The organism is Tropicibacter sp. Alg240-R139 (assembly GCF_900537075.1).
Lineage (GTDB): Bacteria > Pseudomonadota > Alphaproteobacteria > Rhodobacterales > Rhodobacteraceae > Falsiruegeria.
The window spans coordinates 475,801-498,906 of sequence record NZ_UNRA01000001.1; the positions used below are offsets into that span (position 1 = coordinate 475,801).

The following is a 23,106-nucleotide window of genomic DNA, read 5'->3' on the forward strand; positions in this document are numbered from 1 at the left end:
CGTCGCTGCGGCTCGGTTCAACTTAGCGCCGCTGTCACGGAACTGTCAAAACCCTTGTGACAGGATCGAGGGTTCGCGTCGCGCGCCACAGGCGTCACGGGGACACACACGGCAACTGCTGCCAACAGGTTGCGCGTCTTCGGCCCCCGTCTGCGCGGCTGGAACTGGCAGAATCAACATGATCGACCGATACACCGGATCACGGTCGAATCCTGGCATCTCTTGTGGCCATGAAACCGCAAGACAGTCGAATTCGCCCGCCGTACGCCCCAGCTGCGAAACACGCCTGCGGATCGGTACCAACGGACGGTTCAACGCCGTGAAGAGCGGCCAAAGTGGGCAGCTTTCGCCATATCGCGGCAAGGCGAAACCGGAAATGGACTTGCGAAACAGAATGCTGCCGGAGGCATCACAGATCACTAGGCCCACATCCTGGTGCAAAACCCCTTGCGGCAGGTTGGCAAGACGCCGGAAGACTGCAGGCATATCCACATGAAATTCACGCGATAAGGTCAGCGGGTCGATCCCATGCCGCGTTACCGCCGCCTGAAATTCAACCAGAGGCATGGCCCGTGCGTCCGCTGCGTAAATGTTGAGCATCTCGCGCGCAATGGTTTGCGCCGCCGAGGACGACAATCCGCGCAAGGTCTGATCCTCTACTGCCCCACCAGCCTCAAGTTCAGGGAAGTGATGGCCTTGGGCCGCGATGTATGCTTCGGCCTCTTCCAGCGGCACACCGCGTCGTTCTTCGCTACTGTCGCTTTCGTCCAGATATGTCACCAGAGCCTTAGAGCTTTCGGCCAGACGCTCGGCATCTTGGTTGATATTACGATGAAAACGGTCGCGCCATTCCGGCTCCAGCTCTCGGGTTTCTGCCAGGATCGAAGCGGTCGAGCGGATGGCGGCAGCCGTCGACAATACCTCGTGCAACGAGGCCGCCAGATGCGGGTCGTGGGTCAAACGATCCGACAACGTTTCAACCGTGCGCTCAAGTCCCCCGGCCCGGCGATGTTCCTGTGCCAGCACCTCGGCCCAGCCTGGGAAGCGGCCGGCAAATTCCTCGACTCTGTCCACTTCGGCCGCAACAGCTCCCGCATCAGCAGCCGCCTCTTTCAGCGTTGCGATCAATGCCGCTTCGGCCCCTTCGGTGAGCATCGAGGGTTCGACCCCCAACTCTCCAGCGATATCCACCAGCAATTTGCCGCCGATTCTGCGCCGGTTATGTTCAATGAGGTTGAGATAAGAGGCCGAAATTCCCACCTGTCGTGCAAGATCGGCCTGCCGCAATCCCGCGATCATCCTTCGTTCGCGTATACGGCTACCTGTCAGCGTGTCCCGCGCCATGATCGCCCCCGAGGTATTCTGTTGCCTTATCAACGGCTTTCTGCACCGCGACATAAGGTTATTTACACCATTGGTATTATTCTTGTTTATGAATTTACAGAATTATTGCGCAAAATAAAGGGTTTATTGCGCAATTTTCCAACTCCGCCCCATACTTGGTTTGCACAACTGTGCCTGTGCCGTGCGGAAGAGGAGCCGCGCGGTGCAAATCACGAAATGGGAGGAATGAATGACCAAATCTGATGTCACACGTCGTGGCGTGCTGAAATCTGGTGCCTTTGCGGGTGCCGGTGTTGCACTTCCAACGATCTTTACCGCCTCATCCGCGGCCGCATACACCAACGAGCCCACTGGCGGTTCGGTCACCCTGGGTTTCAACGTACCGCAAACCGGTCCCTACGCCGACGAAGGCAATGATGAATTGCTGGCGCAGCAGCTGGCCGTCGAGCACCTGAACGGAGAAGGTGACAGCGGTTGCCTGAATACGTTCACCTCGAAGGCCCTCAAGGGGAACGGCATCCTGGGCAAGAAGGTCGAGTTCGTCACGGGCGACACCCAGACCAAATCGGACGCAGCACGTGCATCTGCCAAGTCGATGATCGAAAAAGACGGCGCGATCATGATCAACGGCGGCTCGTCCTCGGGTGTGGCCATCGCGGTTCAGGGCCTTTGCCAAGAGGCTGGCGTTATCTTCATGGCCGGTTTGACCCACTCGAACGACACGACCGGCAAAGACAAGAAAGCCAATGGCTTCCGCCACTTCTTTAACGGTTACATGTCGGGCGCCGCGCTCGCACCTGTGCTTGAAAAGGAATACGGCAAAGAGCGTCGCGCCTATCACCTGACCGCTGATTACACCTGGGGTTGGACGCAGCAGGAATCGATCGCTGCCGCAACCGAGGCTGTTGGTTGGGAAACCGTTAACAACGTTCTGACGCCGCTGGCATCGACGGACTTCTCGTCCTACATCGCCCCGGTCCTGAACTCGGGCGCTGACGTGCTGGTTCTGAACCACTACGGCGGCAACATGGTCAACTCACTGACCAACGCGATTCAGTTTGGTTTGCTTGACAAGGTCGTGAACAACAAAGACTTCAAGATTGTTGTTCCGCTCTATTCCGAGCTGATGGCCGCTGGTGCGGGCGAAAACATCAAAGGCGTGTTCGGTTCGATGAACTGGAACTGGCAGCTGCAGGACGAAGGCACCAAGGCCTTTGTTAAGTCCTTTGGCGAGAAATACGGCAAGCCGCCGTCGAACTCGGCTCAGACCTGCTATGCGCAGACCCTGCTTTATGCTGACGCGTGTGAGCGCGCGGGCACGTTCAATCCTTGTGGCGTAGCAGAAGCGCTGGAAGGTTTTGAATTTGATGGTTTGGGCAACGGTCCGACACTGTATCGCGCAGACGATCACCAGTGCTTCAAGGACGTGCTGGTTGTGAAGGGTGCTGAAAACCCGACCAATGCTTATGACACGCTGGAAATCGTCGAAAAGACACCACGCGCGCAGGTCGAATATGCACCGGATCACCCAATGTTCGCCGGTGGCGATCTCGGTTCATGTAACCCTGGCGCGTAAGGTTCGCATCTACGCCCATAGGCTAGTCCATGCCCCCAGGCCTGGACTAGCCAACCCCGGACCGCGGAAGGGGAGAGCCGCGGTCCGGTTGGACTTACGTAAAAGCCACATCCGGCTAACCCAAAGGTGGGGACAATGGACGCCTTTCTAATTCAAATTCTAAACGGGCTCGACAAGGGCTCGGCCTATGCGTTGATCGCGCTCGGACTGACACTCATCTTCGGTACATTGGGCGTTGTGAACTTCGCCCACGGGGCGTTGTTCATGGTTGGTGCATTCTGTGCCGTCACCCTGCAACGCGTTCTGACACTATCGTTCGAAACCGTCGACGAAACGCAAAAGGACTTTCTGGGCAACCCGCTGAAGGTCAAAACGCCTTATGTGGAATCCTGGTTCGGCCCCGAGGCCGGGGCCTGGATCATCGACTGGGCTGTTCCTTTGGCTGTCCTAATCGCCATTCCGATCATGTTGCTGGTGGGCTACGTCATGGAACGCGGCCTGATCAAACACTTTTACAAGCGTCCCCACGCAGATCAGATCCTTGTGACCTTTGGACTGGCCATCGTCATTCAGGAAATCGTCAAATACTTCTTCGGCGCGAACCCGATCCAGACCCCTCCGCCTGATGCGTTGAACGGGGTTGCCAATCTGGGTGCCGCCCTTGGCATGGAAATCGTCTATCCGGTCTGGCGCATCGTCTACTTCTGCTTTTCCGTACTCATTATCGGTGGCATCTTTGCCTTCTTGCAATTCACCACATTTGGTATGGTCGTTCGGGCCGGTATGGCCGATCGTGAAACCGTGGGCCTGCTGGGCATCAACATTGATCGCAAGTTCACCATCATGTTCGGCATCGCCGCAGCCGTCGCCGGATTGGCCGGTGTGATGTACGGGCCGATCAACCCGCCGAATTATCACATGGGAATGGACTTTCTGGTCCTCAGCTTCGTCGTCGTTGTTGTCGGCGGCATGGGCTCGCTGCCCGGAGCAGTTCTGGCTGGGTTCCTGCTGGGTATTCTGGAAAGCTTTGCATCAACCACCTGGGCCACCACCACCATTCCCGGCATCAATCAGATCATTATCTATCTCGTCGCAATCATCGTCCTGCTCACCCGTCCACGCGGGTTGATGGGTCGCAAAGGCGTGATGGAGGAGTAAGCCAATGTTCGGACTCGACAAAAAAGACACATCCCTACTGATCGTCGTGGCGCTCCTGACGTTGCTGGCGCCCTTTATCCTGAACCCATTCCCCTCCGACAGCGCGATGGCGCAGTTCAACGCGGGGTATCCCGATCTAATGCAGCGGTTCGTGATTTTCGGGATCTTCGCCGTGGGCTTTAACATCCTGTTTGGCCTGACCGGGTATCTTTCCTTTGGTCATGCCGCCTTTCTGGGCGTCGGTTCCTACTCGGCCGTGTGGATGTTCAAGCTGCTCAGCTACAACATCATCCCAGCCGTCGTGCTGGCCGTGATCATTGCGGGGCTATTTTCCTTGCTGATCGGGTTTATCAGCCTGCGCCGTTCTGGCATCTACTTCTCGATCCTGACACTGGCCTTTGCCCAGATGTCATTTGCGCTAGCCTATTCGGTGTTGTCGAACCCAAAGTTCAACCTGACCAATGGCGAGACGGGTCTGCAGGTCTATGCCGACGATCCGCAGTGGTTGCACGGGGCCAACATGCCCGACGTGCCCCACTTGTTCGGGCTCAGCATGCGTTCGACATACACCTTGGAGCTTGGCCCCTGGGCGTTTGACTTTAACACCGGTTACTACATCTGCGCCATTGTGATGATGGTGGCGTTCTACCTGGCAATCCGTATCTTCCGCTCGCCCTTTGGCATGATGCTGCGCGCGGTGAAATCCAACCAGCAGCGGATGAACTACACCGGCCTGAACACCCGCCCCTACACTTTGGCAGCCTTTGTGATCTCGGGCATGTATGCCGGCCTGGCCGGTGGCCTGATGGCCGCGATGGACCCATTGGCAGGCGCCGAGCGCATGCAGTGGACCGCATCCGGCGAGGTTGTTCTAATGACGATCCTTGGCGGTGCTGGCACCCTGATCGGTCCGGTTCTCGGCGCTGGTTTCATCAAGTACTTCGAAAACATCTTCTCGAAAATCAACGACAACGTCCTGCACGGTTGGTTCGCCTTCCTGCCTGATGGTCTGGAAGATTTTGTGGTCACCATCATTCATCCCTTTGTGGGCAAAGGCTGGCACCTGACGCTGGGTCTGTTGTTCATGATGGTTGTGATCTTCCTGCCCGGAGGTCTGGTCGAAGGTGGCCAACGTCTTGCGGCTTGGGTGCGCAGCAAGCGCAACAAGGGCCAAGACGATGAAACCACCGGCAAAACCGAACCTGCGGAATAAGGAGACGCATCATGGGCATTCTTGAAGTCAAAGGCGTCAATAAACGGTTTGGTGGCCTGCAGGCCCTGGGCGACGTGAACCTCAGCGTGGCCGAAAACACCGTCCACGCCATCATCGGCCCAAATGGGGCAGGCAAATCCACGTTGCTCAACTGCTTGGTGGGCAAGCTGATCCCCGACACCGGATCGGTCATGTTCGACGGACAATCGGTACTGGGTCGCGCGCCTTATGAGATCAACCAGATGGGCATTTCCCGGGTATTCCAAACGCCCGAGATATTTGGTGATCTGACGGTGATGGAAAACATGATGATCCCTTGTTTTGCCAAACGGGACGGTTCGTTCGAATTGAACGCCATGCCCTCGGTCGGCAGTCAGAAGGACATCATCGAAAAAGCCGAGAGCATGCTTGACGACATGAACATGGCCGACAAGCGCTACATGCACGCGGCAGCATTGTCGCGTGGGGACAAACGACGGCTTGAGATCGGCATGTGCCTGTCACAGGAACCGCGTCTGTTGCTGCTGGATGAACCCACTGCCGGTATGGCGCGGGCAGACACCAACAACACCATCGACTTGCTGAAACAAATCAAGGACGAACGCGACATCACTATCGCGATCATCGAGCATGATATGCACGTGGTGTTTAGCTTGGCCGAACGGATCACTGTTCTGGCCCAGGGCACGCCGCTGGTCGAAGACACGCCGGAAAACATCAAAGGCCATCCTAAGGTGCGCGAAGCGTATCTGGGTGAATCGGCGTAAGGGAGAAGATCAATGAACGTTAAACCGGACTTTTCCAAAAACGCCAATCGGGCCAAGACTGCGCCTGCCTTTCTGTCGGTCTGGGACATGCACTCCTACTACGGCGAAAGTTACATCGTGCAGGGCATTTCCTTTAACGTGCACGAAGGCGAGATTTTGGCCCTGCTGGGCCGCAACGGTGCAGGCAAAACCTCTACCTTGCGTTCGATTGCGCGCTTGGGTGACCCTGAGGTCCGCCAAGGTGAAATTTGGCTGGATCATCAGCCGTTGCACAAAATGGCCAGCCACGAGGCGGCAACCGTCGGCCTTGGCCTGGTACCAGAAGATCGCCGCATCATTCCGGGGCTGACCGTCGAAGAGAACCTGCAGCTGGCGCAGATTGCCCCCCCTGTCGGCTGGTCGCTGGATCGCCTCTATGACTTATTCCCGCGTCTGGGTGAACGCCGCAAGCAAGAGGGGGTGACGCTGTCGGGCGGCGAGCAACAAATGCTGGCTATTGCGCGCGCGCTGGCGCGGGATATCAAAGTGCTGCTTCTGGACGAACCTTACGAAGGCCTGGCGCCGGTCATCGTGGACGAGATCGAAAAGACCCTCATCCACATCAAGGAACAAGGCATGACCACCATCATTGTCGAGCAGAACGCGGTGCGGGCGCTGGAGCTGGCCGACCGCGCGGTCATCCTGGACACTGGCGGCATCGTCTTTGACGGCTTGGCCTCAGAAGTTCTGGAGAACGAGGAGCTGCGCGCCGAATATCTGGCAATTTAGGAAACCCTCCCCGTCGCACGGAACAGTTCGTGTGAACACCTGTCATGGCCGGCCCCACCCAAGGGTCGGCCCCTTTTTTGGAAACTCGGGATTTGGCAGAACGAGATATTCCAAAATCAATCCAAAGCGCGTTAAATGCGGTCATGAAGATTTGCGCGATCACAATGGTTTACCGCGACTACTGGGCGCTATCGCAATGGTATGCGCATTATGGCAGACATCTTGGGCATCAGAACCTCTATGTCGTTTCACACGGTTTCGACCCCGAAGTTGCACGGCTTTGCCCCAAGGCCAGCGTCATCAACATCCCACGCGATGATCTTTCTCATTTTGACAAGAGCCGCGGCAGGATGCTGAACGACATTCAAAGGGGGCTGGCCGAGATATACGATTGGGTCATTCGCACCGATGCAGACGAGTTGATCTGTTTGTCCCCCCAACACTATTCGGGCTTTGACGACCTCTTGTCTGGCCAAGACGCCAATGCGGTGTTTGCCTTAGGGTTCAATCTGGGTGAAGAGCGTGACGACCCAGTTCTGCAAGACGGCGAACCAGCTCTGAGCAAGAGGCGCAGCGCTGTATTTACCGGCCACTACAGCAAGGCCTGGGTTGTACGCAAACGGGTTGGGCTGATGCGACACGGCATCGAGGTCCGCCCGAGGTTTGTGCAAAGGCACCCTTTTGTCATGCCACGCGGCGTCTTTCTGGCCCATCTGAAGTTTGCCAACACCAGGGCGCTCTCGGCCGCCAACAGCATCCGCCGTGAAGTTGCCAATTCCGACGGCGAGGGCCTGCCTGGGGCTGCTTGGCAAGATCCGTCATCCGAAAACCGCAAATTTTTCAAAATGCTAGAAACACTTCCGCATCAGGATTGGAACGAGATTGAGCCGTCGTTCCATGCACGGATCAGTCAGAACCCAATCCGAGAGCCGAACAAAGGGTTGATCCGGGCGCGCAGCTACTCAAGTCAAGTCAAGACAACCCTACCCGATTGGTTTGCCTCAGCCTAGAAAACGTCCTGCGGTCAGGCAACCGTCGTTTACCGAACGCGGTTTCGAGGCGATCCTCACTAGCAAAATGTGATGCCTGAACTTCTGGACTTCCCCTGGATTCTGCCGCCTGTCGTCGATGCTCCTGCCCCCGCTGCTTGGCCCATCGCGGCAACAAGCGGCGCGCTCTCTGCTGGCACAAAGTTCGTTACACCCAAATCAACATACGATGCGTTATCACCACGCCAATAGCCCTACCCGAGTGCCGATACTCACACCTTAAGTCCCTCAAGCACAGACGCATAGTTCGCCACGCCGGATCCGCCCATGTTAAACACCAGCCCCAACTCGGCACCCGGATGCTGCATCGCATCCGCCTGCCCAATAACCTGTCGTGCAATCAGCGTGTGCATGGACACGCCTGTTGCACCCACCGGATGCCCCTTGGCCTTGAGCCCGCCGCTTAGGTTCACGGGCAGTTTCCCGCCTGCGTGAACCATGCCGCCCTCCAGCACGTCCGCCCCATGCCCGTGGTCTGCAAGCCCCATCGCCTCATAGATCAGCAGTTCGGCTATGGTGAAGCAATCGTGCACTTCGGCCACATCCAGATCGTTTACCGTGATCCCCGCCTTGTCATATGCCTGTTTCATCGCCCTACGTGGTCCTTCGAACGCCAACACATTGCGCTGCGACATGGGCATGACGTCGTTGACTTGGGCCACTGAACGCATCCGCACGGCCTTTTGTGCGTCCCCCACCAGATCATCGGCGACCAACACCAACGCCGCGGCCCCGTCCGAGACCAGCGAGCAGTCCGTTTTTTTGAGCGGCGCTGCGATTATCGGGTTGCGATCCGACACCTCGGCGCAGAACGATTCCTCCATCGGTTTTTGCAGCTGCGCCAGCGGATTGTTGACCGAATTCCCATGGTTCTTGGCTGCAATCTTGGCCAGCGCATGGGTGTGGTCGCCGTATTCCTGGAAATATGCTTGCGCAAACTGAGCGAAAACACCCGGAAACGACAGCCCTGCCTCTTCTTTTTGATAGGCGGCGTGACCCAAGGCCGACGCAACTTCGGGCGTGGGCAGGTGGGTCATCTTTTCGACCCCGATCACAAGCGCAGCCTTGCATTCCCCTGACAAGATCGCTTGACGCGCGGCAAACACAGCGGCTGACCCCGACGCACAGGCGTTTTCGAGCCGTGTTGACGGTTTAAACCGCAAAGCGGGGTCAATCGACATTGCCAGCGACGACGGAAACCCGTCCGCTACCAACCCCGCATTGAAATGTCCGACCCAGATTCCGTCGATGACCTCAGCGCCAAGCCCGGCGTCTTGAATCGCCTCACGACCGGCCGATACGATCAAGTCCTCAAGCGACATATCCGTGAGCTTGCCGAATTTGGTGTGACCCCATCCCACAATGTTTACCATCATTCCTCTCCCCAATCTGTTATGGTAACTTTAGGAAAGAGTGATCAGTCCTTTCAATTCCGTAGAAATACCCGGCATTTATACCATGAGCGATCCAGCCTTCGAATATGCACCCATCGGCCTTGTCGAGCTTGAAAACCGGATAATCCGGCGCTGCAACCTGCAGTTTTCGATGATGTTTGGCGGGAGCGAGGAAGATTATCGCGATATGCCGCTTTTACATCTATATCCCAGTCATGAGGATTTTGAACGTATCGGCGCACGCGGCCTGCAAGCCATGCAGGAAACCGGATACTATAGTGACGAGCGGATCATGCGTCGGCGCGACGGTGATTTGTTCTGGTGCCGCGCACGAGGAAAATCCTTGACCCCGGATGACCCGTTCCGCCATGGGATCTGGAGCTTTTCGGACATTTCCGAAGACCGCCCCGTGATCGAACTGACGCCGCGCGAGCGCGATGTGGCCATCATGACCTGCCGGGGGCTGTCCGCCAAGGAAGTCGGGCTGGAACTGGGCCTGTCCTATCGCACAATCGAAGCGCACCGGGCGAGATTGCTTGAGAAATTCGGGGCGCGCAAACTACCGGAACTGGTGGCGAAACTATCAGGGATGCCTCTCTAGGGTCCTAGCTCTCGCAATTTTTGCCGCATACTCACATCTATCCTCCTTGTACGGTGCTTTTCATGGCTGATGTCATGGCCTATAACGCCGGGTAATCTACGCAGCCCGCACATCAGACGGGCACCAAGGGAACCGTCGAGGACACTCATGAGCGAAACCAAACACGAAGCGGACGTGGCATTCATCAAGGCGCTGGCCGAATTGCTGCGCGATAACGATCTGACCGAGTTGGAGGTCATGCGCGAATACAGCGATGACGACAGCCTGAACGTCCGCGTCAGCCGCGCGGCGCCCGCTCCGGTCATGGCCGCAGCCCCTACACAAGTTGCAATACCTGCCGCGGCACCAGCAGCAGCCCCAGCAGCCGCTCCCGTGGTCGCAGATGATCCAGCCAGCCACCCTGGCGCTGTAACCTCACCGATGGTGGGCACCGTTTACATGCAGGCTGAACCCGGCGCTCCGTCGTTCATCAGTGTGGGCGCACAAGTTAGCGAAGGCGACACGCTGCTGATCGTGGAGGCCATGAAAACCATGAACCATATCCATGCGCCCAAGTCGGGCACTGTGAAACGCATCCTTGTCGATGACGGAGCCGCGGTCGAGTTCGGGACGCCTCTGGTCATCGTCGAATAAGGCGGTCCTGCATGTTTGACAAAATCCTGATTGCCAACCGGGGCGAAATCGCCCTGCGCGTCATCCGCGCCGCTCGTGAGATGGGGATTGCCACGGTCGCCGTGCATTCCACCGCCGACAGCGACGCGATGCACGTGCGCATGGCCGACGAATCGGTCTGTATTGGCCCTCCGCCCAGCCCGCAAAGCTATCTGTCGATCCCAGCCATCATCTCGGCGTGCGAGATCACTGGCGCACAAGCAATCCATCCCGGTTACGGCTTCCTGTCGGAAAACGCGGGCTTCGTGCAGATCGTCGAAGATCATGGATTGTCCTTTATCGGCCCCACCGCCGAGCACATCCGTGTCATGGGTGACAAGATCACCGCCAAAGACACCATGAAGGATCTGGGCGTGCCATGCGTGCCGGGCTCGGACGGTGGTGTACCTGATTTGGACGCGGCGAAACGCATCGGCGAAGAGATCGGCTATCCCGTGATCATCAAAGCCACCGCAGGTGGCGGCGGACGCGGCATGAAAGTGGCGCAAACCGCGGCTGACATGGAAAGCGCCTTCATGACCGCACGGGCCGAGGGCAAAGCCGCCTTTGGCAACGACGAGGTCTATATCGAGAAATACCTTACCACGCCCCGCCATATCGAAATCCAGGTTTTTGGCGACGGCAAAGGCACTGCTGTGCATCTGGGCGAGCGCGACTGCTCGTTGCAGCGCCGTCACCAGAAGGTGTTCGAAGAAGCTCCCGGCCCCTGCATCACGCCCGAAGAACGCGCCAGAATTGGCAAAGTCTGTGCCGACGCAGTTGCACGCATCAACTACGTCGGAGCGGGAACAATCGAGTTCCTGTATGAAAACGGTGAGTTCTATTTCATCGAGATGAACACCCGGCTGCAGGTGGAACACCCGGTGACCGAAGGTATCTTTGGCGTCGATCTGGTACGTGAACAAATCCGCGTGGCCGCTGGACAGCCCATGTCGTTTGGTCAGGACGATCTGCAGATCAATGGCCACGCGATTGAAGTGCGCATCAACGCCGAGCGTCTGCCGAACTTTGCCCCCTGCCCAGGCAAGATTTCGGCCTATCATGCGCCCGGTGGTCTGGGCGTGCGGATGGATTCGGCGCTGTATAACGGCTATTCGATCCCACCCTATTACGACTCGCTTATCGGCAAGCTAATTGTGCAAGGTCGTGACCGAGCCGAGGCTTTGGCTCGACTGAGCCGTGCCTTGGGAGAGCTGATCGTCGACGGAGTGGACACTACAGTGCCGCTGTTCGACGCCCTACTGCAAGAGCCCGACATCCTCAGCGGAGACTATAACATCCACTGGCTGGAGCGTTGGCTTGAGGCAAACATGGGTGAATAACCCCTGCCGTCGGGCGGGTTCTTCCTGCCCGGCAGTCAAGGCTTGCGCATGACCCTGTCACCCGAATTGCTTTTACACGCCTATTCCATTGGCATTTTTCCGATGGCCGAGCACCGTGATGACCCCGAAGTTTTCTGGGTTGATCCCAAGCTGCGCGGCGTCATTCCCCTGAACCGGTTCCATATCTCCCGTTCGCTGGCCCGGCGTATGCGTCGCCTGCACTATACCATCTCGATCAATCGCGATTTTGCGGGGGTTGTGGATGGCTGCGCAGATCGGGCAGAAACATGGATCAATGCCGATATCCGCGCCCAATACATGGCCCTGCACGAACGCGGCTTTGCCCATTCGTTGGAGGTGCGCGAGGCAGATGAGCTGATCGGTGGAGTTTACGGCGTCACCCTGGGTGGTGGATTCTTTGGCGAAAGCATGTTCTCACGTCGTACAGATGCCTCGAAGCTCGCGCTGGCTTATCTGGTAGATCGGCTGAACCAGACCGGCTTTACCCTGTTTGACACGCAGTTTCTAACCGCACATCTGGCGTCTCTGGGCGCAATTGAAATCCCTCGCGCAAGGTATCATCTGTTGCTGGAAGACGCCGTGAGCCAAAGTGCGGACTTCACGGCGCCGATCCGTCAATCGGCGGAGGGCGTGATACAACGGATTACCCAGACGTCGTAACGATTGTGATCCAGCGCGTTCAGCGCCGGTGCGGCCGCAATCATCCAGCCGTCAAACAGTGCCTGCTGTTGGCCCTGCTCCCAGATCGTCAAAAACGCGAAAGCATCGCCCGTGGGGTTGTCTGCAGGATAACGGCAGTCGCCCAAGGCGACATCCAAGCCAAACACCTGGGCCGTCTCACCGCTGCCCAGTTCCACGTCAACGGTTTGCCCATTCACCTTGTCCAGGCCGCGCAGCATGGCCCCGGAAGCTGAAACCACCTGGTCCTGAGCCCAGACCGCACCAGCCGTCACAACCGCCGTTGCCACGATCAGAGCGCGAATCACTCGCTGCTCCCGTCGCCCGCGACGAACTTCACCAGAAGGGAAATCAGGCTCACCGCACCTTGTGTATCCTCTACCTCATCCCCCGCCTCGAAATAGAAGAGAGAGCCACCAGGCATGACCTCAACAAAGTTGCCACCCAGCAACCCCTCGGAGGAGATCACCACGGCGCTATCGTCGGGGATCTGAATGCCATTGGCCACGCTGAACGTCGTGTCCGCGCGATAGCTTTCCGGATTCAAATCGACGCCCGTGACGGTGCCAATCTTGACGCCAGCCAGACGAACATCGGTACCTACGGTCACGCCTTCGAGCGAGCGAAAGGAGGCACCCAGCTCATAACCCGTGCTGCTTTGCGACAGTCCGGTGGCTTGGGTGGCGAAGACGCCAAATCCGATCGCCGCGGCCAAAACCACGCCCCCGACCAGAATTTCGGCAGTGCTGTGTGTGGACATAACGGCCCTCTTGTTATTCTGGGCTCCAGGCTTCGTAATCGCGACGTTCAACTGGTTGCCCCTGACGCAAGGAGCCCGCAGGTGCATAGGCCAACGCGCTGCCGGTCAGGTTTTCCTGATGCGGCTTTTCCCAGTCTTTGTGCACGAGCGGCTTGTCGGTCGGCGGCTCGTCCCATGTTCGGTGCAGCCAGCCATGCCAGTTCGGATCGACTCGGCTGGCCTCGGCCTCGCCATTAAAGATAACCCAGCGTTTGCTGTCGTCAGCAGTACGATAGAACACGTTACCCTGATCATCCTCGCCCACCTTCACGCCTTTGCGCGAGGTATAAATACGAGTGTTCAGCGTCGATCCGTTCCACCATGTGACGGCGCTCAGCAAAGTGTTGAGAATGCCCATCGGCTACTCCTTGATCCGTTGATCGAAGTTATGGCGAATTCCCACCGCAAGGTCCAGACCCCTGCGGTGATCGGTCTCTTATGCTTGGGGGGCCAGGGCGGTGACTTCGATCTCGATGCGGAATTTCGGGTCGATCAGATTGCATTCGATCATTGTTGCTGCCGGCGGATTGTCGCCAAAGGCCTCTCGCAGTAGCGGCCAGCAGGGTTCAAATTCGTGCCTGTCGGGCAACATGTATGTCACCCGCACCACATCTACAAAGGATGCGCCCGCTTTCTCTAGCGCGGTGCCAATGACATCCAGCGCTGAGCGGCACTGGCTGACCACATCATCGCCCTGACCCACGGTTCCTGCCACATGCACAAAGCCCCCCGCCACAACGGCACGGCAATAGCCCACCTTGGCCTCAAACTCGCTGCCCGTTGAAATGCGCTCAATGCCCATAATCTTCCCCTTGCGTCAAACATCCCCGGGGGAGTCGCGCAGCGACAGGAGCAAAGCCCCCTTCCCCGTCATACAAACAAAAAAACGGCGCGATCAGTTTCGCGCCGTTTCTATTTCAGTCTCCGAAATCTCAGCCCGCCGAGGCCGGCTCTTTCTCCGCGTCCGCGTGGATCATCAGCGGCTGCGCATCCGAGGTCACGGCCTCTTCGTTCACGACAACCTTTGTCACGCTGTCCAGACCCGGAAGTTCGAACATTGTATTAAGCAGGATGTCTTCGAGGATCGAGCGCAGCCCGCGTGCACCCGTCTTGCGCTGGATAGCGCGTTTGGCGATTGCCTTGAGCGCATCGTCAGTAAAGTCCAGCTGGGTCTCTTCCAGCTCGAACAGGCGCTGATACTGTTTGACCAGCGCATTCTTGGGTTGGGTCAGGATCGTGACCAAAGCGTCTTCATCCAGATCTTCGAGCGTTGCCAGAACAGGCAGACGACCGACAAATTCTGGGATCAGGCCGAATCTCAGCAGATCTTCGGGCTCTAGATCAGTAAAGATCTCGCCAATGCCGCGCGCATCTTCGTCGCGCACATCTGCGCCAAAGCCCATGGCCGAGCCCTTGCCGCGCTGCGCGATGATCTTGTCCAGGCCCGCAAAAGCGCCACCACAGATGAACAAAATGTTGGTGGTGTCGACCTGCAGAAACTCTTGCTGCGGATGTTTACGCCCACCTTGCGGAGGAACAGATGCAACCGTTCCCTCCATCAACTTCAAAAGCGCCTGCTGCACGCCCTCGCCCGACACGTCGCGGGTGATCGAGGGGTTTTCCGACTTGCGGGTGATCTTGTCGACTTCGTCGATGTAGACGATTCCGCGCTGCGCACGCTCGACATTGTACTCTGACGACTGCAGCAATTTGAGAATGATGTTCTCAACGTCTTCACCCACATAACCAGCCTCGGTAAGCGTGGTGGCATCCGCCATGGTGAAGGGCACATCCAGGATGCGCGCCAGCGTCTGCGCCAGCAGCGTCTTGCCGCACCCCGTGGGGCCGATCAGCAGGATGTTGGATTTCGCGAGCTCGATATCACCGCCCGATTTTTGGGCGTGATTAAGACGTTTGTAGTGGTTGTGGACGGCAACCGACAGCACGCGCTTGGCCATCGACTGGCCAATCACGTAATCGTCTAGAACCTCACAAATGTCCTTGGGTGTGGGCACGCCATCCGAAGCCTTCAGGCCGCTGGCCTTCGTCTCTTCGCGGATGATGTCCATGCACAACTCGACACATTCATCGCAAATGAACACAGTTGGGCCTGCGATCAGCTTGCGCACCTCGTGCTGGCTCTTGCCGCAGAAGCTGCAGTAGAGGGTATTCTTGCTGTCACCGCCGGAATTTGTCGCCATGGTCTACCTTTCGGTCTCGTCTGAACCGTGCTGTCTAAGCCGTCTGTCGTATTGTCCCCGTTGCCAGAGACTCTGCTGCCGTAGTTCGGTCAGCTTAGGCCAGTGCCGTGACCTCTACAATCGCAAAACGCACCCCCTGGGCTTACGACCCGGGGAGGCGCTTGTTAACAATCTGTTTACGCGTCTTCACCTTTGGGACGGCTTTCAACGATCTCGTCGATGTGACCCCAATCCTTGGCCTCTTCAGGGCTCATGAAGTTGTCGCGATCCAGCGCCTTTTCAACCGCTTTCTTCGACTGGCCAGTGTGTTTGACATAGATGTCATACAGGCGGTCCTTGAGTTTCTGGGTTTCCGCCGCGTGGATCATAATGTCGCTCGCCTGGCCCTGATAGCCACCGCTGGGCTGATGCACCATGATACGGCTGTTGGGCAGCGAGAAACGCATGCCTTTTTCGCCGCCGGCAAGAAGGACGGAACCCATCGACGCCGCCTGACCAATCACGAGGGTCGAGCATTTGGGTTTGATGTACTGCATGGTGTCGTAGATCGACAGGCCACTTGTCACCACGCCACCAGGGCTGTTGATGTACATCGAGATCTCTTTACTGGGGTTTTCCGCCTCAAGGTGCAGCAGCTGCGCCACGATCAGATGGCTCATGCCATCATGGATCGGACCGTTGATGAAAATGATCCGCTCCTTCAGCAGGCGCGAAAAAATGTCATACGCACGTTCGCCCCGGCTGGTCTGTTCAACGACCATGGGGACGAGCGTGTTCATGTAGGTTTCAACTGGATCGAACATATGGGACCTGCCTGCTCATTTGCGATGGATCGGGACGCTACCCGATGAAGGTTACTTGAGTCTTAGTATCGCCGCTTGGGGCCTGCAAGGGCTGGCGGTTGAATTCATGCCTCCGACACACGCTGTGTCGCAATGTTGTTCCCGAGTGCCGCACGGTTGACGCTGTGACGCACTGTCCCCGAGGTATACTCAATCCAACTTGCCCCACCTGCAACCCGAAGGAGTTTGCCGCCGCCGGTTTCCCGTTCCGTCGCTGGTCGTAACCCATGTCCCGAGATCCGTTTGTTCAAAAAGGCGCATCCGCCAACCTGCCGCTGCATTTCGATGGGCCGCCGCAAAAGTTCTGTTTTGTGCTACTGCCCAAGGTCACGATGTTGGCATTGGCCGCTGCCATCGAACCCCTCAGGATCGCCAACCAGCTGACCAAAAAGCAACTCTATACTTGGCAGACCATGACCGAAGACGGCGCGCCAATTACTTGTTCAAATGGGTTGAAGATCACCCCTGACGAGGCGCTGGCCCCTCTGGATGTTGATACCGTCGGATTTGTTTGTGCAGGTGTAGAGCCCGAAAAGTCGGCCTCGCCGGGCGTGTTGAACTGGTTGCGGCGCGAGTATAGATTTGGTCGATCCCTGGGTGGCATTTGCACCGGCGCCTTTGCGTTGGCCCACGCGGGCCTGCTAAAAGATCGCAAGTTTACCCTGCATTGGGAAAACCAGACTGGCTTTACCGAGGCATTTCCGACGCTGGAGCCTTCGCCCAACATCTTTGAAACTGACGGGCGCATCACCACCTGTGGCGGCGGCAATACATCGATCGACATGATGCTGGCGTTGATCGAACGGCGCCACGGCCCTGAATTGGCCATCATGGTTGCCGACATGTGCATCCACATGCGGTCGGGCACCAAGTCGCCGCAACGGTCGGCCCACTCCGTCGCCATCGGCAGCCGCAACCCGGCGCTGCTGCGCGCCATCACCCTGATGGAGCAAGAGCTGGAAGAGCCACTGTCCAGCCCGGACCTGTGCGATCGGCTGAACATCTCGCGCCGTCAGTTGGAGCGGTTGTTCAAGAAATATCTGGGCCAAGGCCCGATGGCCTACTATCTGGACCTACGTATATCGCGCGCGTTTACTTATCTGAACGAAACCAACATGACCGTGACCGAGATCGCCGCAGCCACCGGATTTGCCAACACCAGCCATCTGTCTCGACAGTTTCGATCAAAGTATGGCGACTCTCCCCATTCGTTTCGCAAAGCATGGTCGTAGAGCACGCAACCGGCATGCTCAATTTCTGATCGGCACGTCTTTTGTTGGCCGATCAGCTGCCAAGGGGACCCAAGATCGACTTTTCCCCCATGTCTGGTTTCTTCGGCTCGCAATCTCGCGATCAGTTGTATCAGCTTGGAAGATGCAAGTGGCGGGATGCATCGAATTTCCACGTTCACACTCGTAGGTTTTTACCAAATATCATGACGTTGCAGGGTTACTGTCAGCTTAGAAACCACTGAAGACATTTCGAACCACCCCAATTCCGATGTGCAAGTTATAGTAATGTAAACACGGGAACTTGTACGATCATATCGGACGAGAATGTAGATTTACTTGGACAAATGCTGTATGCGACCGCTCCTATCGAAGCGAAACATGGAATGGATCGCGAAAACGCCCCGGATAAGCCGGGTACGAAGGACTGAATATATGGCTCTCCCACAATTTTCCAGCCAAATGGACGAACAAGAACTCGACAACATGGTCGAGAATGCAACAACAGCATCGAATTTCCTGAAAGCGATCAGCCACGAAGGGCGTCTGATGATCCTGTGTCACCTGGTAACAGGTGAGAAATCGGTGACAGAACTAGAAAACCTGCTGTCTGCCCGTCAGGCAGCAGTGTCCCAACAGCTATCGCGCCTGCGCCTCGAAGGACTGGTAACACCCCGCCGCGATGGCAAAGCGATCTATTACAGCCTCGCCGATGAACGGCCGCGCCGCATTCTCGAAGTAGTCTACGACCTATTCTGCAAACCCAAATAAGGCACGGGCAGAGCTGTCACTTTGACAGGTTTGCCCGCGTCTGATGTTTGGTTATTGGGCGCAACCAACAAATTCGTCAGCCATGGCGGCAACCAGTTGACCATAAAGTGCGGGTCCGGTGTCCAACTTGCTGCCCAGTGGATCAATCACTCGGATTTCCACCTCGCCAGATTCGGTCGCGGCCTCAAGCAGGCGCTGATCGTACTGCGGCTCGGCAAAGGCACACGTTACCCCTTTTCCAACGATCTGATCCCTCAATGCCGCAACCCGGGCGGGGCTTGGGTCACTCGCATCCCCGATGGCAACCGTTCCGGCAATCTTCAAACCAAAGCGGTTTTCAAAATATTGATAGGCATCGTGAAAGGCTACATACGGATGGTCTGACAAGTCCTGGAGTTGCTTGGCCAACACCTCTTCCTGTGTCTTGAGATCCTCGACCGTCGTCTTGGCATTCAGCAGATAGACCTCGGCGTTCTCGGGATCCAATTCAGCCAACTTCTCGGCAATCGTCAACACCCAGACCTGCGCATTTTGCGGGTCCAACCATGCGTGCGGATCCACACCATCATGATGGTGATCATTGTGATCCGCATGATCGTCATGGTCATCATTTTCAACGTGCTTGTCGTCGTGATCATCGTGACTTTCATGATCTTCAGTCGCTTTGTGATCGTCGTGATCATCATGGTTATCATCATCCGCATGATCATCATGGCCATCGTCATCATCATGGCCATCATCCCCCAGATCACGATAATCCAGATGCATCGTCCCCGCCACGTCCAACAACTCCAAGGTCATTGCGTCTTTGGCCAATGACGACAGCGGCTTTTCAAACCACGGCGTCAATTCGGGACCAACCCAGACAACCAGATCCGCGTTCTGCAAAGCGCGCGCCTCGGATGGGCGCATCGAGTAGCCGTGCGGTGACGCCCCCTGACGCACGATCAGCGACGGCTCGCCAACGGTGTTCATGACCCGCGCCACCAAGCTGTGAATAGGAGCGATATCTGTTGCCACCTTTGGCGGATCAGCATAAGCCGCTACCGAGGCGAGCGAAAGGGAAACGGCAGAAAGCGCGATACTGCGGAGCATGAGAACCTCGAATGTTATAGTGTAACAGTGATTGCGCTTGTTAGTTCGGACGTTATAACATATCAAGCACCAAAACCTCCGGCAGGACAAATAATGAGCACAATCGGCTTTTCAGAGCATGATCACGGTCACTGCATCGACACCGCAATGGCCCGGGCCGAAGGATTTTGCGCAGAGAATAAGCTGCAGTTCACCCCGGTCCGCCGCCGCGTGCTGGAAATTCTGCTTGGCAAGCATCAGGCCATGGGCGCTTATGACATTCTAGGCATTCTGTCCGATGAGGGGTTGGGCTCACAGCCTCCGGTTGCTTATCGCGCGCTGGATTTTTTGGTCCAGAACGGGTTTGTGCATCGGATCGAACGTCTGAACGCCTATACCGCCTGCGCTCACCCGGATCACGAGCATATTCCTGCGTTTTTGATCTGCCGTGAATGCAAGGCAGTGGCCGAGGCGGATACGGAAATGTCCCACAGCGATCTGAGCAACGCAGCGCAAAACTCGGGATTTACCATCGAAAAGATCGTGGTCGAGGCCGAAGGCATCTGCCCGTCTTGCGCCGAGGTGGCCTGATGACCACACCGCTCATCATGACCGAAAACCTTAATGTCCGGCTAGGCGGGCGCACCGTACTGCACGACGTCAGCGTCCGGATCACTCCGGGAGAGATTGTAACCATCGTTGGTCCAAACGGATCAGGGAAATCGACGTTCTTACGCACTCTGATCGGGGCGCAGCCGCCGACCTCGGGTCGGGTGACGCGCGCGGATGGCCTGCGCATTGGCTATGTACCGCAAAAGCTGGCCATCGACGCCTCGTTGCCGATGACCGTGCACCGTTTCCTGGGCCTGCCGCGCCGCATCTCAGGCACCAAGGCGCGTGAAGTATTGGAAACGGCAGGCGCACCGGGGTTGAAAGACCAGCAAATGTCGCAGCTGTCGGGCGGGCAGTTCCAACGGGTTCTGCTGGCGCGCGCGCTGCTGGAAACCCCAGACCTGCTGCTGCTGGATGAGGCGACGCAGGGGCTGGACCAACCTGGATCGGCGGCGTTCTATCAACAGATCGAGGAGGTGCGCCAAACCCTGGGTTGCGCCGTTGTCATGGTCAGCCACGATCTGCATGTGGTCATGGCCGCATCCGACCGGGTGCTGTGCATGAACGGCCATGTCTGCTGCGAGGGCACACCCGAGGTGGTGGCCGAGGCGCCGGAATACCGCGCGCTGTTCGGTTCTGGCACCAAGGGCGCGCTGGCGCTGTACCGCCACCAGCACACGCATGATCATGATCACTCACACGACCACCCTACAGAACACGGGCACACCCACTGATGCTTGACGATTTTATGGTCCGCGCCGCGCTTGCCGGCGTCGGTGTTGCCTTGGCTGCGGCCCCCATGGGCTGTTTCGTGGTCTGGCGCCGAATGGCGTATTTTGGCGAGGCGACAGCCCACGCCGCCGTTCTGGGCGTGGCTCTGGCGCTGTCCTTCTCACTGCCGATCCTGCCTGCGGTGATCGTGGCCGCGCTTGCCATGTCCTCTGCCGTGACCGCGCTGAGGGGGAGAGGGTATGCCATGGACACGCTGCTTGGCGTGATGGCGCACAGCGCGTTGGCCGTGGGGCTGGTGGCCGTGGCGATGCTGTCCAATGTCAGGCTGGATCTGATGGCGTTCCTGTTTGGCGACATCCTGGCCGTGAACCGCATGGACCTGGCGACCATCTGGCTGGGTGGTCTTGGGGTCGCGGGGCTGATCCTGTGGCGCTGGTCGGCGCTGATCCTGTCGACGCTGAACCCTGACCTTGCGCGTGCATCGGGCATTGATCCAAGGCGAGAAGAGGTCTGGCTGACGCTGGCGCTTGCGCTGATGGTGGCCGTTGCAATCAAGGTGGTGGGCGTTCTGCTGATCGCCGCGATGCTGGTGATCCCGGCCGCTGCCGCACGGCCCCTTGTGCGCACCCCCGAAGCCATGGCTGTGACAGCGGCCATAATCGGCGCGCTGTCGGCATTGGGGGGGCTATACGGAGCCTATTGGTTCGACACCCCCGCAGGCCCCAGCATCGTCTGCGGCGCCTCACTGGCCTTTGTGGTGACAACTGTGGTGGGGAGTGTGGTGCGGCGATGAGCAACTAGTGTCAAAAAACTCAATCCAATCGTGTATATTTTTCACAAAAGTCGACCGAACCTTGGTCTAATTTCAGGAATGACAAACCCTGTCCAAGCGGTGCACAACTTCTCAGAAACACATGCGTTGTAGTATTGCCATTTACGAATTCTAGATCTACCTATAGTTGATTGAATTTAGTCGCACTAGAGGTTGGTAAGTTGGTTAAGCATCAAAAAATCATTTCGGTTTTCATCTCTTCTCCAAGCGACGTGACGCAAGAGCGCGCCACGGTGATCGAGATAATAGAGGATGTAAACAAGTTAATTGGAGACCAGCATGGCTGCAATTTCCAACCAGTCACTTGGGAGAATGATGTACTACCCACATTTGGCAACAACCCGCAGGCAACGATTGATGCGGAGGTCGGCGACGAATATGATTTGTTTCTAGGCATTATGAGCACAAAATTCGGAACTCCAACAGAAAGCGCCTCATCTGGAACAGAGCACGAGTTTGAAAGAGCCTACTCAAGAAAAATGAACAACCCAGAAGCTGTAGAAATCCTCTTCTACTTCCAAGAACCCGGGCATTCAGGTCGCCAAATCGACGTCAAAGAGTTGGGGAAAGTCGAAAACTTCAAGTCGAAGATTTCTGATAAGGGCATCTACGCAAATTACAAATCCCTAGAGGACTTCAAAACCAAAGTCACATCACATCTGTCAAAACTGATGCCTCGTATCCTAGAAGGTCATGCGACCGAGGACCCGGCGGAAGCAACTGCACAACTTAGCGAAAACGATGATACCGTTTCGCCTAGCCAGAAAAACCTACTAGCCGACCCTCTCGAATTCCTCAGCGGCTTAGATGACTCAGACGAGCCGGGTTTTATGGAACTTACTGAACAAACAGAAGATGCTTTCTCGGCTACAAGACTTCAGTTAGAAGCGCTATCCACCGCCGTCACTAAGATGGGTGATGACATCCAAGAACAAGCCAGCATCCTAACAAGCTCTCCAGGCACCCTCTCACAAAGCGAAACTCGAAACGTGCTCAGGGACTCGAGTCGCTCGATGGAGGCTTTCGTTGAAACTTCGGCAGCAGTTCTGCCTCTGTTTAGAAATCACTTATCAGAAGGCATTCGACTATCTCGCGACCTGATAATTGTACTTTCGCAAGACAACGTGGGCACTAAAAAAGATCGCGATGACTTGTCGAGTGCCTTTGTCACTATGCGCTTGGGAATGCAAAGGGGGCTATCCGGTTTTGAAGACCTTTCATCGACACTAGGATCACTCCCAAGAGCAACATCGGAGTTCAATAGAGCCAAGAAACGAACGAAAGCTATTGTTGATGGTGTATGCTCATTGATTTCGGACGCGCTCAACCAAATAGAAGAGATCGAAGATGCTCTTCTTCCTTAAGTGCATCTAGTAACACAACTTTAGTTTGATCAACCAGCCACACCCAATCCTCTTAGTACAGTGCACCAAGTTGGTTTGGTCCGAGGC

The 23,106-nt window shown here is 57.0% G+C and carries 25 protein-coding genes; 16 read left to right on the forward strand and 9 right to left on the reverse strand.

Going from position 1 to position 23,106, the window contains the following annotated elements; translation table 11 throughout:
- Window positions 1-45: 45 nt before the first annotated feature.
- Window positions 46-1,344 carry an XRE family transcriptional regulator gene (locus G6R15_RS02335; RefSeq protein ID WP_164658174.1) on the reverse strand — a complete coding sequence of 433 codons (1,299 nt, stop codon included), beginning with the start codon at window positions 1,342-1,344 and terminating at the stop codon, window positions 46-48.
- Window positions 1,345-1,573: 229 nt separating this feature from the next.
- Between G6R15_RS02335 and G6R15_RS02340 the strand changes: the two genes are divergently transcribed.
- From G6R15_RS02340 to G6R15_RS02365, 6 genes are all read left to right on the forward strand, one after another.
- Complete coding sequence (locus G6R15_RS02340; protein ID WP_164658175.1) at window positions 1,574-2,920, forward strand: substrate-binding protein; 1,347 nt, start codon at window positions 1,574-1,576, stop codon at window positions 2,918-2,920.
- Window positions 2,921-3,055: 135 nt separating this feature from the next.
- Window positions 3,056-4,078, forward strand: coding sequence for a branched-chain amino acid ABC transporter permease (locus G6R15_RS02345; protein ID WP_164658176.1), 1,023 nt, complete (start codon window positions 3,056-3,058; stop codon window positions 4,076-4,078).
- Window positions 4,079-4,082: 4 nt separating this feature from the next.
- Entirely contained in the window at window positions 4,083-5,291 is a 1,209-nt protein-coding gene (locus tag G6R15_RS02350) for a branched-chain amino acid ABC transporter permease (protein ID WP_164658177.1), read from the forward strand.
- Between the two features lie 11 nt (window positions 5,292-5,302).
- A complete protein-coding gene (locus G6R15_RS02355; RefSeq protein WP_164658178.1) occupies window positions 5,303-6,058 on the forward strand; it encodes an ABC transporter ATP-binding protein in 756 nt (251 codons plus the stop codon).
- Between the two features lie 12 nt (window positions 6,059-6,070).
- Complete coding sequence (locus tag G6R15_RS02360; RefSeq protein ID WP_164658179.1) at window positions 6,071-6,826, forward strand: ABC transporter ATP-binding protein; 756 nt, start codon at window positions 6,071-6,073, stop codon at window positions 6,824-6,826.
- Between the two features lie 143 nt (window positions 6,827-6,969).
- Entirely contained in the window at window positions 6,970-7,836 is an 867-nt protein-coding gene (locus tag G6R15_RS02365) for a glycosyltransferase family 2 protein (protein WP_164658180.1), read from the forward strand.
- Window positions 7,837-8,087: 251 nt separating this feature from the next.
- On the opposite strand, the gene G6R15_RS02370 is transcribed toward G6R15_RS02365, so the two are convergent.
- On the reverse strand, window positions 8,088-9,251 hold the full coding sequence (locus G6R15_RS02370) for an acetyl-CoA acetyltransferase (protein ID WP_205520457.1): 1,164 nt from the start codon (window positions 9,249-9,251) through the stop codon (window positions 8,088-8,090).
- An 82-nt stretch (window positions 9,252-9,333) separates the two neighbouring features.
- On the opposite strand from G6R15_RS02370, the gene G6R15_RS02375 reads away from it, so the two are divergent.
- The 4 genes from G6R15_RS02375 to aat all read left to right on the forward strand — a co-directional run bounded on the left by G6R15_RS02375 (window position 9,334) and on the right by aat (window position 12,545).
- Window positions 9,334-9,870 (forward strand): LuxR C-terminal-related transcriptional regulator, encoded by a 537-nt coding sequence (locus G6R15_RS02375; RefSeq protein WP_164658181.1) that lies wholly within the window; start codon window positions 9,334-9,336, stop codon window positions 9,868-9,870.
- Window positions 9,871-10,017: 147 nt separating this feature from the next.
- Window positions 10,018-10,503 (forward strand): acetyl-CoA carboxylase biotin carboxyl carrier protein, encoded by a 486-nt coding sequence (accB, locus tag G6R15_RS02380; protein WP_164658182.1) that lies wholly within the window; start codon window positions 10,018-10,020, stop codon window positions 10,501-10,503.
- 11 nt (window positions 10,504-10,514) lie between these two features.
- Window positions 10,515-11,864 (forward strand): acetyl-CoA carboxylase biotin carboxylase subunit, encoded by a 1,350-nt coding sequence (gene accC, locus G6R15_RS02385; RefSeq protein ID WP_164658183.1) that lies wholly within the window; start codon window positions 10,515-10,517, stop codon window positions 11,862-11,864.
- A gap of 48 nt (window positions 11,865-11,912) precedes the next feature.
- On the forward strand, window positions 11,913-12,545 hold the full coding sequence (aat, locus tag G6R15_RS02390) for a leucyl/phenylalanyl-tRNA--protein transferase (RefSeq protein ID WP_164658184.1): 633 nt from the start codon (window positions 11,913-11,915) through the stop codon (window positions 12,543-12,545).
- Here aat and G6R15_RS02395 read toward each other — a convergent pair.
- The 6 genes from G6R15_RS02395 to G6R15_RS02420 form a co-directional block, all read right to left on the reverse strand.
- Window positions 12,500-12,871: a DUF2155 domain-containing protein gene (locus G6R15_RS02395; RefSeq protein WP_240336646.1), complete on the reverse strand. Its 372-nt coding sequence runs from the start codon at window positions 12,869-12,871 to the stop codon at window positions 12,500-12,502. The genes aat and G6R15_RS02395 overlap by 46 nt on opposite strands.
- A complete protein-coding gene (gene mlaD / locus G6R15_RS02400) occupies window positions 12,868-13,323 on the reverse strand; it encodes an outer membrane lipid asymmetry maintenance protein MlaD (RefSeq protein WP_164658185.1) in 456 nt (151 codons plus the stop codon). Before mlaD ends, G6R15_RS02395 begins: the two co-directional genes overlap by 4 nt.
- 13 nt (window positions 13,324-13,336) lie before the next feature.
- Window positions 13,337-13,720 carry an NADH:ubiquinone oxidoreductase subunit NDUFA12 gene (locus tag G6R15_RS02405; RefSeq protein WP_164658186.1) on the reverse strand — a complete coding sequence of 128 codons (384 nt, stop codon included), beginning with the start codon at window positions 13,718-13,720 and terminating at the stop codon, window positions 13,337-13,339.
- Between the two features lie 78 nt (window positions 13,721-13,798).
- Window positions 13,799-14,164: a RidA family protein gene (locus G6R15_RS02410; protein ID WP_164658187.1), complete on the reverse strand. Its 366-nt coding sequence runs from the start codon at window positions 14,162-14,164 to the stop codon at window positions 13,799-13,801.
- 130 nt (window positions 14,165-14,294) lie between these two features.
- The gene (gene clpX, locus G6R15_RS02415) at window positions 14,295-15,563 is read right to left on the reverse strand and encodes an ATP-dependent Clp protease ATP-binding subunit ClpX (RefSeq protein WP_164658188.1); all 1,269 of its coding nucleotides are present in this window, start codon (window positions 15,561-15,563) and stop codon (window positions 14,295-14,297) included.
- A gap of 176 nt (window positions 15,564-15,739) precedes the next feature.
- A complete protein-coding gene (locus G6R15_RS02420) occupies window positions 15,740-16,366 on the reverse strand; it encodes an ATP-dependent Clp protease proteolytic subunit (RefSeq protein WP_164658189.1) in 627 nt (208 codons plus the stop codon).
- Between the two features lie 266 nt (window positions 16,367-16,632).
- Here G6R15_RS02420 and G6R15_RS02425 point away from each other — a divergent pair, with 266 nt between their 5' ends.
- Window positions 16,633-17,637, forward strand: a complete 1,005-nt coding sequence (locus tag G6R15_RS02425) for a GlxA family transcriptional regulator (RefSeq protein WP_164658190.1) — start codon at window positions 16,633-16,635, stop codon at window positions 17,635-17,637.
- Between the two features lie 432 nt (window positions 17,638-18,069).
- Window positions 18,070-18,405 (forward strand): helix-turn-helix transcriptional regulator, encoded by a 336-nt coding sequence (locus G6R15_RS02430; RefSeq protein ID WP_164658191.1) that lies wholly within the window; start codon window positions 18,070-18,072, stop codon window positions 18,403-18,405.
- A gap of 51 nt (window positions 18,406-18,456) precedes the next feature.
- Here the strand turns inward: G6R15_RS02430 and G6R15_RS02435 are convergent, their stop codons facing one another.
- Window positions 18,457-19,500: a zinc ABC transporter substrate-binding protein gene (locus G6R15_RS02435; RefSeq protein WP_164658192.1), complete on the reverse strand. Its 1,044-nt coding sequence runs from the start codon at window positions 19,498-19,500 to the stop codon at window positions 18,457-18,459.
- A 93-nt stretch (window positions 19,501-19,593) separates the two neighbouring features.
- Between G6R15_RS02435 and G6R15_RS02440 the strand changes: the two genes are divergently transcribed.
- From G6R15_RS02440 to G6R15_RS02455, 4 genes are all read left to right on the forward strand, one after another.
- Window positions 19,594-20,070 (forward strand): transcriptional repressor, encoded by a 477-nt coding sequence (locus G6R15_RS02440; protein ID WP_164658193.1) that lies wholly within the window; start codon window positions 19,594-19,596, stop codon window positions 20,068-20,070.
- Window positions 20,070-20,825, forward strand: coding sequence for a metal ABC transporter ATP-binding protein (locus G6R15_RS02445; protein ID WP_164658194.1), 756 nt, complete (start codon window positions 20,070-20,072; stop codon window positions 20,823-20,825). Before G6R15_RS02440 ends, G6R15_RS02445 begins: the two co-directional genes overlap by 1 nt.
- A complete protein-coding gene (locus G6R15_RS02450; RefSeq protein WP_164658195.1) occupies window positions 20,825-21,616 on the forward strand; it encodes a metal ABC transporter permease in 792 nt (263 codons plus the stop codon). The genes G6R15_RS02445 and G6R15_RS02450 overlap by 1 nt, the downstream gene beginning before the upstream one ends.
- A 170-nt stretch (window positions 21,617-21,786) precedes the next feature.
- The gene (locus tag G6R15_RS02455) at window positions 21,787-23,019 is read left to right on the forward strand and encodes a DUF4062 domain-containing protein (protein WP_164658196.1); all 1,233 of its coding nucleotides are present in this window, start codon (window positions 21,787-21,789) and stop codon (window positions 23,017-23,019) included.
- Window positions 23,020-23,106 lie beyond the last annotated feature (87 nt).